Consider the following 13401-nt stretch of genomic DNA (forward strand, 5'->3'; position numbering starts at 1 on the left):
ACCTGTTATAAAGATACTTTATTATGATAGAAAGCGTACTTTGGATCGCCGTCGCATTAATGGTGGCATCTGCTATCCTGCCTCCAACAAAAAGGATAAAGTTTCTGATTGGTGGTTCAGGGTGGGTGTTCTTTTCACTACATTGGGCTTATCAGCCATTGCATTATATCGCGATAAACGATTATTTCAATGTAATACTTACTATAGCCATTGCTCTTTTCTGCCTGTTCATGGCACAGAACATGGTCCGTGGTTACAGTAGTTCCTCAGTTCCTGAAGAAAAAGGCCATCTCAATATTGTGCTAATGGCTACAAGTGCAACTGCTCTTGGTTCTCTTTTCTATTTCTCTTTTGCGAACATACCTTCGCTCAATCAGTGGATAATCTCCACAGTTACTGGCAATACGGTATGGATGCTCCAGACGCTGGGGCATGATGTGGTCACAAGTGGTAATGGTGTGGTCTATAACGGATATGCTGTTAATATCATACTTGCCTGTACTGCCATTGAGAGCATTGCTTTGTTCACGGGTCTTATAGTCTCTATAAATGCTCCGAAAAGGAAGCTCTTCCAGGCTTTCATGGTATCAGTTCCAGTGATATACACATTGAACCTTATCAGAAATACCTTTGTGATAGTCGCATATGGTGAACAGTGGTTCGGTCCTGAAAGTTTTGAAGTTGCTCATCACATTATTGCCAAGTTCGGATCAGGGGTCGCACTTTTTATCATAGCCTATGTGGTAATGCGAATATTGCCTGAACTGCTTGACCTGATCGATGGTCTGTGGGAAATGACTACAGAACAGTTAAGGTCGTTCGTACGTAAGATCTAAGGGAACCGGAAATGTTAGCTAAAGATTCTCTTTCATGGGTAGTTACTGTAGTTATCCTAACAGGTATTTTCCTGACCGCAGCGTTCTTGACGGGAATTGATCTTATATGGTATCTGTTCTATCTCTTTCTCTTCCTTACTGTCTTTGTCATCTGGTTCTTCCGGGACCCTGACAGGACTACCAAGATCTGTGACCATTGTATGTTCTCAGCAGCCGATGGCAAAGTTATTGATGTCAGTGGGCAAAGAGTATGTGTATTCATGAATGTCCATAATGTGCATGTGAACCGTGCACCTATCTCTGGTGTCGTAAAGAGCATAACTCACAAAAAAGGTGGCTATTTGCCTGCTTTTTATAAGGATTCTGAACGGAACGAACGCACCGTCACAGTGATAAAGAGCAGCCATGGTGATGTGAATGTTACTCAGATAGCCGGTGTAATGGTTCGCAGGATAGTTTCCTATGTCAATGTAGGGGATGAGCTTGTCAATGGTGAGAAGATAGGGATGATCCGTTTTGGCTCCCGTGTCGATGTGACCATTCCAGAAGATCTTGATATTACCTGTAAGGTCGGAGACCGTGTGTATGCAGGCGAAACGGTAATCGCAAAAGAAAAAGTCTTCAAGGTACGGAAATGACTTTTATAAAACTACTTAAGATCCCGGATGTTGTGACCCTTGGCAATGCCATGTTCGGTATGCTTTCAATTTTCAGTGCATTTTCTGGAAAAGCTGATATCGCTTTCATCTTTATTCTTTTAGCAGCCATTGCCGATGGTGCGGATGGCTTTCTGGCCCGCAGAATGGGGTCAAGTGCAATAGGTGAAAATCTTGATTCCCTTGCAGACGCTATCTCTTTTGGTACGGCACCGGCAGTTGTCATTTTTTTGATATATGGTCATCTCCAGCCTTCTCTTGTGGGAGCTGTTACCTGTATCTATGTTATCTGTGGTGTTCTCAGACTTGCGAGATTCAACACAAAGAACAAGGCTATCCCTGATTTTGAAGGGCTTCCAATAACTGCTGCAGCTGCTGTTCTTGCCTCTTACCTGTTAATGGGGGACAAATACATAATATTGTATGGGATCGTTACAATAATGCTTCTGCTGTCGTATCTTATGATAAGTGAACATCCTTATCCCAAACTTCGGCATCCCAAAGCAATGGCCATTATGGCAATTGTCTTCATGCTTCCAATATTGTCCTATTTCGTCCTGCCGGAATATCTTTCCATCTGTGCTACATTAATGTTCTTATTATTGCTTCTCTATTTAGAATCCCCTATAATGAAGATCCCGAGGCAGTATTATGATGAATGAGCAATGAATGGAAAAAGTGAAGGGAAGTGTCCCTTCATTGATCATTGCTCTGCTGTCGCTGTTCTCACACTGACCACGATACCCCGGTCATCAGCATCCACGTCTATGGTAGAACCTTCAAGGGCCTTTCCTTCAACGATCAACTTTGCAACTGCTGTTTCTACCTGGTTCTGAATGACGCGATTGAGGGGTCGCGCCCCAAAGGCTTCACTATAGCCAGCTTCACCAAGGTAATGTTTCGCCTTCTCTGATATTTCAAGCTCCATTCTCTTCTCTTTAAGCCTCTGTATGAGGTCAGCGACCTTAATGTCAACAATGCTCACAAGCTGTTCCCTTGTCAGTGGTCGGAAAATGGCCAGTTCGTCGATACGATTGATGAATTCCGGTCTAAAATATTTGGAAAGTTCATTCTGCGCCATCTCCTGCATTTCTGCGTAATCTTCACCTTCTTCCAGTTTCGAGATGGTGCGGTCAACACAGATATTAGATGTCATGATGATCAGCGTATTCTTGAAATCCACTGTTCTTCCACGCGAATCGGTCAGTCTTCCATCATCGAGTATCTGGAGCATGACATTGAACACATCAGGGTGTGCCTTTTCTATCTCATCGAAGAGGACGACTGCATAAGGTCGTCTGCGAACCGCTTCTGTGAGCTGTCCTCCTTCTTCATGACCTATATATCCCGGAGGCGCTCCGATAAGGCGTGCGACGGTATGCTTTTCCATGTATTCCGACATATCGATGCGTATCATATTGTTCTCATCATTGAACATTTCCGCAGCAAGTGCCTTTGCGAGTTCGGTCTTGCCAACCCCCGTAGGTCCAAGGAATATGAAACTTCCGATAGGTCTTTTCGGGTCCTTGATGCCTGCATAAGCGCGTATGATCGCATCGGAAACCGCTGTCACTGTTTCGTTCTGGCCTACAATTCTCTCATGAAGTTTATCTTCCAGATGTGTAAGCTTCTCACGTTCCCCTTCCATCAACCTTGTTATGGGAATGTTGGTCCATTGGCTTACTACCTGTGCAATATCCTCTTCCCAAACCTCTTCCTTGAGGAGCATGTCATCCTGTTGCTCCTGCAACTTTGATTCCTCTTCTTTATACTGATGTTCCAGGGGGGTTAGTGTGCCGTATTTCAGCTTTGAGGCCAGCTCGAAATCACCGCTGTTCTCAGCAAGTTCAAGTTGTGTCTTAATGTCCTCTATCTGCTGTTTCAGTGATCCCAGGTTTGCAATGGTGTCCTTCTCACTCTGCCACTTCGCACGCATGGCATCGGATTCAGCACGAATGTCCGCAAGTTCCTTTTCAAGGTCAGCTACTCTTTCCTTTGAAACCGCATCCTTCTCTTTTTTCAGGGCTTCTCTTTCGATCTCGAGCTGCAATATCTTACGATCTGCCTCATCAAGCTCGGATGGTTTACTATCAATGGCCGTTCTGACCTTTGCGGCGGCTTCATCAACAAGATCGATGGCCTTGTCTGGCAGGAACCTGTCCGAAATATAGCGGTTACTGAGGACCGCAGCAGCCACGAGTGCAGTATCCTTGATCCTTACTCCGTGGTGGACCTCGTATCTTTCTTTCAGCCCTCTGAGGATGGATATGGTATTCTCGACATCAGGCTGGTCCACAAGGACCGGCAGGAATCTTCTTTCAAGGGCTGCGTCCTTTTCTATATACTTGCGGTATTCATCAAGCGTGGTGGCACCTATGCAATGCAGTTCGCCTCTTGCAAGCATCGGCTTCAGCAAGTTCCCTGCATCCATTGCACCTTCGGTAGCTCCTGCTCCTACGATGGTATGTATCTCGTCAATGAATAAAATGATCTGTCCCTGGGAGTCAGCAACTTCTTTTAAGACAGCTTTAAGGCGTTCCTCGAACTCTCCTCTGAACTTCGCCCCTGCGATGAGTGCACCCATATCCAGTGCTATGATCTTCTTATCCTTCATGTCATCAGGAATATCATGTTTTGCAATACGCAGAGCAAGTCCTTCTACAATAGCTGTCTTGCCAACACCTGCTTCTCCTATGAGCACGGGATTGTTCTTCCTGCGGCGTGAAAGGATCTCTATGGTATGTCTGATCTCCTGTTCCCTACCTATCACCGGGTCAAGTCTTCCTTGAGCTGCAAGTTCGGTGATATCAATTCCGTATTTCTTGAGCGGTTCCATAGTGTCTTCCGGATTTTCGCTGGTAATGCGCCGATTCCCCCTTAGTTCCTTTATTGCTTCTAATGTGGCATCCATTGCGATGCCTGCTTCTTCGAGTATTCGGTAACTTGTGCTCCCTTTTTCTTTCAGGAGTGCGATGAGCATGTGTTCCACGCTGATGTATTCATCATTCATTGAACCTGCTTCTTTTTCAGCCGTATCGAGTACTCTGCTGTATGCCTGGCTCACGTAAGTCTGTCCGCTTCCAGATCCGGATACTTGCGGCAGTTCTGACAAATGATCTTCCAGTTCCTTTACGATCGACTGGTTGTCAGCTCCCATCCTGTCAAGAAGGGTAGGCACAAGCCCGCCATCCTGTTCCACTAATGCAAGTAACAGATGTTCGCATTCTGTCTGCTGGTTATAATACCTTGCAGCAATGGAGAACGATTTCTGTATGGCGTCCTGTGCTTTCTGCGTAAAACGGTTAAGGTCCATTTTTACCTCCTTATATATGGTGATACAATGGTATTCGACTTTCAGTCCTTTTTGACATCTAATTGTATCTCTGCAACGGAAACATTTCCCCCTGTTCCACGTATCTATCTCAGATATTCAAATGATCTGTTATTATTTGATCATCAACTTATGTCACACAATTTCATTTAGTGTATATCACATTTAAACATTTTGCATATAAATGCAATTCTTATCTATTTTATATGCATGATATCGATAAAATCAATAAAGTTTATATTATTTGAATTTAATTGATTATTGATGTCACGACAGATAATCCTTATCAATATTGAAAAACCCGTGGAAAAGGACCTTTTAAATGATATCCACTGGTTCTGTGACAGCTTTGGTCTTTCATCAGGTCGGGACACTGAGGATATTTCCAAAAAAATAGTACTTAGCATGCTTACAAATATTTCCGAAGAGGACGGGGTAACTTCGGAGGTCCTTGCAACAACCCTTGGCATTAAATTATCACGTGTCAATCATCATCTTCGAAACCTTATCGATGCCGGTCTTGTCTACAGGAAAAAAAGATCATTGTACCTGCGTGGCGGTAGTCTCAAAGCAGCGGTATGTGAGATGAGAAAGGATTCTGAGAGGATATTCGATGAGCTGGAAATGATGGCGGAAGTTATTGACAATGAGGTTGGGCTCAAATGCCGGTCTCACTAAGTTTTTTATATCCTCCAATGTAAATATTTATTTGCATGCGTAAGTTTATATAACTGTCTGCACGTACTCAATTACTGGACATTGTTTGTGGGAAACGTTTTCAGTTAAATGGTGGGGGTAATGGGTATTGTCAGCAGAATTAGTTGAGCAGAAATTGGGATCCTATAGTTTGAAATTGAATAACAAATTGAAAGAAAGGGCTCAAGGACTGTCTCGTGTCAATGAGCAGCTTGAAGCAGAAATATTAGAGCATGATCGGGTTGAAGGTATGATGGGGGATAATGAACTTCTACTTGAAAATGTTCTTGAATCGTCGGGGGATGGTATTGCTTTTTTTGATATGGATAATAAGGGCAAGTTGATGAATTCTCAGTTCCGGTGTATGTGGAACATTCCTGAAAATATAGGGGTCGATATGGACTACTTGGATATATTTGCGGAATTTGTTTTTCCACAGCTTGAGAATGCTGATAATGTGGCCCCAAAGATACGTAACTTCTCAAGCCGAAAAGAAAAAGATAGTGGCTTGTTATATCTCAAAGATGGTCGTGTCATTGAATACAATCTGTTCCCGGTTTTCAAAGAGGGGTCAATTCAAGGCCATATCTGTAATTGTCGTGATATAACTATAAACAAAAAAGCGGAATCTGAACTTAAGAAGTATGCGGAGGATCTGGAACATTCTAATGAGCTAAAGGACCTGTTCTCAGATATCTTGCGGCATGATCTGTTGAATCCAGCCGGGTTAGTCAAAGGTTTTCTGAATGTTCTTATACAAAAAGAAGAGGATCCCTATATGCTGGATATGCTCAAAAAAGTGGAAATGAGCAATCAGAAGCTTATCGATATGATCGGGATGGCTGCAAAACTTTCAAGACTTGATTCAGATGAAGAGATCGATTTCAATGTAATTGATCTTGGTTTTATGGTCAACATCGCAAAGACGAACTTTGGGCCTATGTTCGAGAATAAGGGTATGAAGGTCGTATCCCTTTTCAGTGGCAATTATCCTGCAAAGGCCAATATAATGATCGAGGAAGTGTTCGCAAACCTTTTTTCAAATTCTATAAAATACAGCCCCGAAGGCAGTACTGTCTATGTTGATATTTTTGATGTAGGTGATGAATGGAAAGTGCAGTTCATTGATTTTGGTGAAGGTATTCCCGATGAGGATAAAGAATTCGTTTTCGAAAGGTTCAAGCGTGCCAACAAGACCTCTACAAAAGGAACTGGTCTTGGTCTTGCAATCGTAAAGAAGATAATCGATATTCATGGTGGCAGTTTTGGAGTTGAGGACAATCCCTGTGGGGATGGATGTGTTTTCTGGATAATTCTGAAAAAAGGATGATCTTCGGTCCTTCTACCAAATTGGCTATATATATGAAGGTCAATGTCGTTGCATCAGGAACATGGTAGATATAATGGTCGAAGATACAATTACTGACAGAGATAACGTGCTTTTTGAAGCGGGTATCAAGCTTGGAGCTTTATATCATCAGTTCACAGGTTCTCCGGTGAACCTTCGTACTGTGGAAAGCCTTGAGGCAGCTATTGCACAGAGCATTTCAGTGCAGCCGTGTGTGGAGAACATTACTGTGAGCATTGATCGGGATGTTCTAGGCTCAAAGCTCAACGATGAGTTCGGTTACTGCGAGCTTGAAGGGCGTATGCTCAATGTTCAGATCGATGCAAGATACGGCTCAGCAAAGGTGCATGTTTCAATGGAGTTCAACAAGGAACTTGACTATCCTTTGATGAAAATTGATAAAATAGACTGACCGCCTGGAGTAGCGGTCAGATGTCGGAGAAGGCTTTTACGACCTTCTCATTCTGTTCTTGTGTTCCAATTGTCACACGTATGAGTGATAGGCCTGCATGTGCAAAGGATGTGCAGTCACGTACAATGATTCCCTTTTTGAGCAATTCGTTAGTAACATCGCGTGCTTTGTGTGGTGCTACATCGACAAGTACGAAGTTAGCCTGTGTATCGTAGACCTTGAAAGGCAATTTTTCCTGAAGGAACTTCTTTCCTTTAACTGCAAGTTCGATACTTTTATTTAGATGTTCGGTATCTGAGAGGGCAGCTATTCCTGCGGCCATTGCAGCCGTACTGACATTGAAGGGGGTTGCTATCTTCATGTACTCTTCTCTGAGCCACTCCGGCATGATGCCGTATCCCATTCTTATACCTGCAAGACCGAATGCCTTTGAAAATGTCCTGCCCACAATGATGTTATCATGTTGGGTCACAAGATGTGCAACATTCTTCTCGGCAAATTCCACATATGCCTCATCCACGAAAACAAGTGCATCGGTAGCTGTTGCGATCTTCAGTATGTCTTCTTCAGGAATGACATTTCCTGTAGGGTTGTTCGGGGAACACAGGAAGATCATCTTCGTGTTCGGGGTGAGGGCCGCCAGTAATTTATCCACATTGATCGAAAAGTCTTTTTCACGCTGGACATATACCGTAGTTGCACCGTTGGCACGTGCAGCTATCTCATAGTAGGAGAAGGTCGGGGTAGTGATCACTACTTCGTCACCGTTAGTTATGACAAGCCTTGCCATTCCGTCCAGCAATCCATCCATCCCGGGACCGGATGCAACAATATTGGCTGCAGGTATATCTGTATACTCAGATATCGCATCCACAAGTTCGCGTGCATCTGCTGAGGGGTAGATACTGATCCCCTGTGCATTCTCTATGAGTGCTTCGACAGCTTTTGGTGAAGGTCCGAGGGGATTCTCGTTCGACCCGAGCTTGATGACCGAGGATGGCTCAAGTCCGTAGGTCTTCACTATATCCTCGATGGACTTACCGGGAACATATTTGGCAATGGATCCTATCTCATCCTTTATCAGTTCATATCTGGGCAATGATCTCGACCACCTTGTCTATCTGTTCCTTTGTTATTATGAGTGGAGGTGCGATGCGTATGACCTTCTCGGAAGTGCAGTTCAAAAGAATGCCATTGTCCCTTGCAAGGTCTACGATGTCTGCACAAGCCCTGTTAATTTCGACACCTATCATAAGACCGCGTCCACGAACTTCGATAATGCTGTCGTTATCAAGGGAATTCAGCTCGTTCATGAAGTATTGTCCCATCTCTGCCGAGCGTTCCACCAGCTTCTCATCCCTTATCGCATCGATGGATGCCAGAGCTGCGGCACAAGCAAGGGGTCCTCCGCCGAAAGTTGCAGCATGCTGGCTCTTTTCAAATGAAATTCCATCGCGTGCCACAATGGCGCCCATTGGGAATCCGCCACCTATGGCCTTCGCCATGGTCATGATGTCCGGTTCGACCTTTGAATGATCCTTGCAGAACCATTTACCTGTCCTTCCAAAACCTGTCTGCACTTCATCGAATATCAGGAGCATCTCGTTCTCATCACATATCTCGCGAACTTCACTCAGGTATTCATCTGAAGGCACATTTATGCCACCTTCTCCCTGTATGGGCTCTACGATGACGGCAGCGGTATCTTCAGTAATTGTATCCCTTATGGCCTGTGCATCGTTGTAGGGTACGAATCTCTCTCCCTGTATTAGTGGTTCGAAAGGTGTCCTGTAAATAGATTTGTATGTGACTGTCAGTGAACCCATGGTCCTCCCATGGAAGGAGTTCTCAGCAGCGATGAATTCCTTCTTGCCGGTGGCTACTCTTGCCAGTTTCATTGCAGCTTCCACGGCTTCGGTTCCGGAATTGCAGAAAAATGCACGCCCCATGCCTGAAATGTTCACAAGTTCTTCGGCAAAGTTCGCCTGGACTTCTGTGTAATAGATATTGGACGTGTGTATGAGCTTGCCTGCCTGTTTGCTAATGGCTTCGACCACTTTCGGATGGCAGTGTCCAACATTGTTCACAGCGATGCCGGCGACACAGTCGATGTATTCCCTGCCCTCAATATCACGGACTATTGAACCCTGTCCGCTTTCAAGTGCTAATGGTTGGCGAGTGTATGTCTGCATTACATACTTTGAATCTTTCTCAACGATTGAATTGTAATCTTTTGATAGAGTTGTCTCTTTGGTCATAAAAAGCCTCTAAATAGTTAGTAATGGTCAAATATCAAGCGTCATAAGTTCATTTTCATTGAGGATCTCATCTTCTTCCCTTATGAAGATAATTCCTCCGGGTGCTCTCATGACACCGTCAACACGTGCACTTTCGTGTATCTTTATGGAATTGGCATTTATCTCACCAAGAACATGTGTTCCCTTGTTGATGTATACATCACCTCTGGATACAATGTTCCCGTGTATGATATTATCTTCCCCGAGGTCCACTGTATTAAGGGTGCGGATACTTCCATAAAGCGTAGTATCATTTCCCATCTCGAGTGTGGAAGCACGGATATTGCCGACAAGGCGACAATTGTTGCCTATGGATGCTGTGGCTGGTACTCTGATGGAATCGATGGATATCTTAGAACCGTTCGGGACGATCATGGCGAGATTTCCTATGGTCTCTACTTCTTCATCGAAAAGCTCATCAAGCGCCTTTTCGACCTCTTCATCCTTGCCCATGCGTAAAAGTTCTGTCAGATAAAGGAACAGGTATGCTATAACAGGGATCGGGTTCCTTACAACGATCCAGCCCTTTGCTTCGAAACCGCTGCTGATCTTCACATCATTTCCAATGTCAAGGTCGCCTTTTACAACGAGCCTTCCATCAATGGTGACGAACTCACCGATGTAAGCGTTCTCTTTTGTCTTGACGTTCCCACCGATGTGTGACCAGATATCTATCCTTACATCCGAGCTGGCAACTATGTCACCTGAAACCTCTACCCTTTCACCGAGTATGGCAGCTTTGGCGATAATTCCATAGCGTATGTCGGAATGGTTACCCACTACGATATCACCATCAAGAACGATGTTCCGTTCTTCCATTTTTGTATTGTCAGGAATGACAAATGTCTTCAGGAGTCCCTCTTCTGCGATATTTTCACTCTCCGGTGGGGATGATTTTGAGATTATGTATGCTCTATCAGCTTATTTAACCTGTTGCTATGTAGATCTTGAAGTCTGCCTGCTGTTTTGCAAGAGAAAGCTCATTGTTCGCATCCGCACCTGACATCGACCGCGGCACCGGTATCAAGGGCTTCGATCTCTTCAGGGGACAACACCAACTGTCCTGTTGCGATCACCATATCGTTCTCATCGACAACAAGGACCTCATCCCCGCTCCGAAGTTCAGGGTCTATGGCAGTTACATGTTTTGCAAATGTGGTCTTGCCCTTGGAGACGAAAGGCACAGCATCATCACAGACAGTGACCCTTGAACCTGGCGCAGGTATGTGTTTGTGTATAGCTGTTGTAGCATCCATGCTCAATGTGAACGTTCCATCTCTTGCTCTTACGGTCGCAATACGTTTGCCTTGGCTCATTATCTGTCGGATACGTTTTGTCCTTGAGAGCTGGAATGTTGAGTCATCGGGGAACATAATTTCTCCGCATCCTTTTCCAAACTGGTAGTCAGCCATGACACGAACTTTTTTCAGCATTTTCGCATTTTTATCCATAGGCGCAAGATTATGTATTGCACTTAAAAATAGTATCGGTCGAAAATGTGTTTCGGAATCTAATTGTTGGCATAACAGATTTTATATTTAAATGATTCCAATCAGCTTTAAATAATATTATATCAATCCTTATATTGAGGAAACGGGAAGATTGCTTGCAAACTTTTGTGTTGTAAATGACTGTAATCAAGCAAACCATTCATCCCCTCAAAAACCGTTTCCTCACTCTCTTGTTATCTTCTTTTGTGGTATTGACCTGAAAGCTTTGCTTATTTTGATAAATTAGTCTGATGCCATACGATATAAGGGCCAATATATTCATATCGCCCTTACATCTCGATCTTATGCCCTTAACATAACTTTTACATATCAGCCTTTAATAACGCCCATGGGCATCATTTTTGCTACCTTTCTTGCGATATCCAGTTCGTGGACCACATTGACCACTTCGCTACTGGATTTGTAAACACCTGGAGCTTCTTCTGCAATGACTGCCGGATGTGCTGATCTGACCGTAATGCCCCTTTTCTCAAGTTGCATCTTGATATCCTCTCCTTGGAACTCCTTTTTAGCATGTGAACGGCTCATCACCCTGCCGGCACCATGACATGCACTTCCGAACGAGATGTCCATTGATCGATCTCCTCCGTGAAGTACATAGGATGCTGTGCCCATACTTCCAGGGATCAGCACGGGCTGCCCTACATCGCGATATTTTAAAGGAACTTCCTTATGTCCCCTTGGGAATGCCCTTGTAGCACCTTTACGGTGGACGTAGACGTTCTTCTTTTTGCCGTCAACCTCATGCTCTTCGAGCTTTGCCACGTTGTGTGCCACATCATAGACAAGTTCTAAACCCAGCTCGTCAATATCCGACCTGAAAGTGTCTGCGATAACATCCCTTGTCCAGTGCGTGATCATCTGGCGGTTGTTCCACGCATAGTTGGCGGCACATATCATTGACCCAAAGTAGTTCTGTGCTTCCTCGGACTGCGCCGGAGCACATGCGAGTTGCTTATCTGGAAGCTGTATGCCGTATTTCTTCGAAGCCTGTGACATCGTCTTGATATTGTCCGTGCAAATCTGATGACCTGTGCCGCGTGAACCGCAATGTATCATAAAACTGACCTGACCTTCTTCCAGTCCAAAAGTATCAGCAGCTTCTTGGTCATATATCTTATCAACATATTGCACTTCAAGGAAATGATTCCCGCTTCCAAGGGTTCCCGCCTGTGGTCTCCCCCTCTTTCGTGCCTTGATGCTTATGTGACCAACATCTCCGCCTTCGATACACCCGCCGCCTTCACAGTGCTCAAGGTCGGTCTTTTCCCCATAACCGTTCTCCACTGCCCACTTCGAGCCATGCAGATATATATCATCAAGTTCGCTGTCTGTAACTCTCAGACGGCTTTTTGACCCTACACCCGACGGCACTGCCTCGAACATCCTCTCTGTAAGTTCTTTCATCTTCGGACGGACCTCCTCGACCGTAAGGTTGGACCGTAAAAGCCTTACACCGCAGTTAATATCAAAACCCACGCCTCCCGGGCTGATCACTCCTTCCTCTTCATCAAAGGCTGCAACGCCTCCGATGGGGAACCCGTAGCCCAGATGGGCATCAGGCATTGCCATGGAGAATTTCTGTATCCCTGGCAATTTTGCCACATTTGCCACCTGGTCAAGTGTTTCCAGCTCAAGGTCCCGGATAAGCTTATCTGATAGATATATCCTTCCCGGAACGTTCATTCCAGGCGAATAGTCCTCAGGTATCTCCCAGATATTATCATCTATCTTCGTGAGCAAATCAGTTATTTTATTTCCGCTTTCCATGTATCCCACCCCTTGATGATATTGTTCTTAATGTATCATCGATAATATTCGTTAATTTCATGTATCGACAGTGACCTGGACCATGGATCCGTTCTCGGTCTCTTCCACTCTCAGATCATTGTATGTCACTGCCTTGACCTCTGTATCGATCTCATGCCTTTCAAGGTCTATCTCTTCACCGCATGCATGACCTGATAATTCAAATTCTCCATCCTTTTCTGTTATATTTTCAACCTTGAACTCTCCGAATGCGAGGAAATCCACTTCAAAAAGGAAAAGAAGTTCTGAGAGCCACTCAACAAGCAGTTCATCGATCTCCGGTGCATTGACGATGATATCTTCCCTGTGCTTGCAGTCCACTTTTGATGTATTTATCATCACATTGAACATAGCTTCTGCAGCATTTGCAAAAGCATCTTCCTTTGTTTTGCCGTAGGCTCTGAACTTTGCATCCGCAGTATGTTCAAGATATTCATATTTTACTTCAGTGGACGGCATAATTTTTAGATGGTCTTTGCTCTACTTTAAACTATTCCAGAACGAT

The 13401-nt window shown here is 44.4% G+C and carries 13 protein-coding genes; 6 read left to right on the top strand and 7 right to left on the bottom strand.

Annotated features, from left to right (window positions below):
- The first annotated feature begins 23 nt into the window (after window positions 1-23).
- Genes artA through PBV53_RS00655 form a run of 3 tightly spaced genes read left to right on the top strand, consistent with a single transcriptional unit; the run spans window position 24 to window position 2154 of the window.
- Complete coding sequence (artA, locus tag PBV53_RS00645; RefSeq protein ID WP_270095275.1) at window positions 24-836, top strand: archaeosortase A; 813 nt, start codon at window positions 24-26, stop codon at window positions 834-836.
- An 11-nt stretch (window positions 837-847) separates the two neighbouring features.
- The gene (locus tag PBV53_RS00650) at window positions 848-1474 is read left to right on the top strand and encodes a phosphatidylserine decarboxylase (RefSeq protein ID WP_270095276.1); all 627 of its coding nucleotides are present in this window, start codon (window positions 848-850) and stop codon (window positions 1472-1474) included.
- A complete protein-coding gene (locus PBV53_RS00655) occupies window positions 1471-2154 on the top strand; it encodes an archaetidylserine synthase (protein ID WP_270095277.1) in 684 nt (227 codons plus the stop codon). The genes PBV53_RS00650 and PBV53_RS00655 overlap by 4 nt, the downstream gene beginning before the upstream one ends.
- Before the next feature lie 41 nt (window positions 2155-2195).
- Here the strand turns inward: PBV53_RS00655 and clpB are convergent, their stop codons facing one another.
- Window positions 2196-4805: an ATP-dependent chaperone ClpB gene (gene clpB / locus PBV53_RS00660; protein ID WP_270095278.1), complete on the bottom strand. Its 2610-nt coding sequence runs from the start codon at window positions 4803-4805 to the stop codon at window positions 2196-2198.
- 282 nt (window positions 4806-5087) lie between these two features.
- On the opposite strand from clpB, the gene PBV53_RS00665 reads away from it, so the two are divergent.
- From PBV53_RS00665 to PBV53_RS00675, 3 genes are all read left to right on the top strand, one after another.
- Window positions 5088-5501 carry a winged helix-turn-helix domain-containing protein gene (locus PBV53_RS00665; protein WP_270095279.1) on the top strand — a complete coding sequence of 138 codons (414 nt, stop codon included), beginning with the start codon at window positions 5088-5090 and terminating at the stop codon, window positions 5499-5501.
- A 127-nt stretch (window positions 5502-5628) separates the two neighbouring features.
- The gene (locus PBV53_RS00670) at window positions 5629-6849 is read left to right on the top strand and encodes a sensor histidine kinase (protein ID WP_270095280.1); all 1221 of its coding nucleotides are present in this window, start codon (window positions 5629-5631) and stop codon (window positions 6847-6849) included.
- 61 nt (window positions 6850-6910) lie between these two features.
- Entirely contained in the window at window positions 6911-7279 is a 369-nt protein-coding gene (locus tag PBV53_RS00675) for a dihydroneopterin aldolase family protein (protein WP_270095281.1), read from the top strand.
- Between the two features lie 16 nt (window positions 7280-7295).
- Here PBV53_RS00675 and hisC read toward each other — a convergent pair whose 3' ends face one another.
- From hisC to PBV53_RS00705, 6 genes are all read right to left on the bottom strand, one after another.
- A complete protein-coding gene (gene hisC, locus PBV53_RS00680) occupies window positions 7296-8378 on the bottom strand; it encodes a histidinol-phosphate transaminase (protein ID WP_270095282.1) in 1083 nt (360 codons plus the stop codon).
- On the bottom strand, window positions 8365-9537 hold the full coding sequence (locus PBV53_RS00685) for an acetylornithine transaminase (RefSeq protein ID WP_270095283.1): 1173 nt from the start codon (window positions 9535-9537) through the stop codon (window positions 8365-8367). The genes hisC and PBV53_RS00685 overlap by 14 nt, the downstream gene beginning before the upstream one ends.
- Before the next feature lie 27 nt (window positions 9538-9564).
- Window positions 9565-10395, bottom strand: coding sequence for a polymer-forming cytoskeletal protein (locus PBV53_RS00690; RefSeq protein ID WP_270095284.1), 831 nt, complete (start codon window positions 10393-10395; stop codon window positions 9565-9567).
- A 161-nt stretch (window positions 10396-10556) separates the two neighbouring features.
- Window positions 10557-11027 carry a PUA domain-containing protein gene (locus tag PBV53_RS00695; RefSeq protein ID WP_270095285.1) on the bottom strand — a complete coding sequence of 157 codons (471 nt, stop codon included), beginning with the start codon at window positions 11025-11027 and terminating at the stop codon, window positions 10557-10559.
- Between the two features lie 369 nt (window positions 11028-11396).
- Window positions 11397-12857: an RtcB family protein gene (locus tag PBV53_RS00700; protein ID WP_270095286.1), complete on the bottom strand. Its 1461-nt coding sequence runs from the start codon at window positions 12855-12857 to the stop codon at window positions 11397-11399.
- Window positions 12858-12914: 57 nt separating this feature from the next.
- Window positions 12915-13355, bottom strand: coding sequence for an archease (locus PBV53_RS00705; RefSeq protein ID WP_270095287.1), 441 nt, complete (start codon window positions 13353-13355; stop codon window positions 12915-12917).
- Window positions 13356-13401 lie beyond the last annotated feature (46 nt).

It is taken from the genome of Methanococcoides alaskense (assembly GCF_027594145.1).
Taxonomy (GTDB): Archaea; Halobacteriota; Methanosarcinia; order Methanosarcinales; family Methanosarcinaceae; genus Methanococcoides; species Methanococcoides alaskense.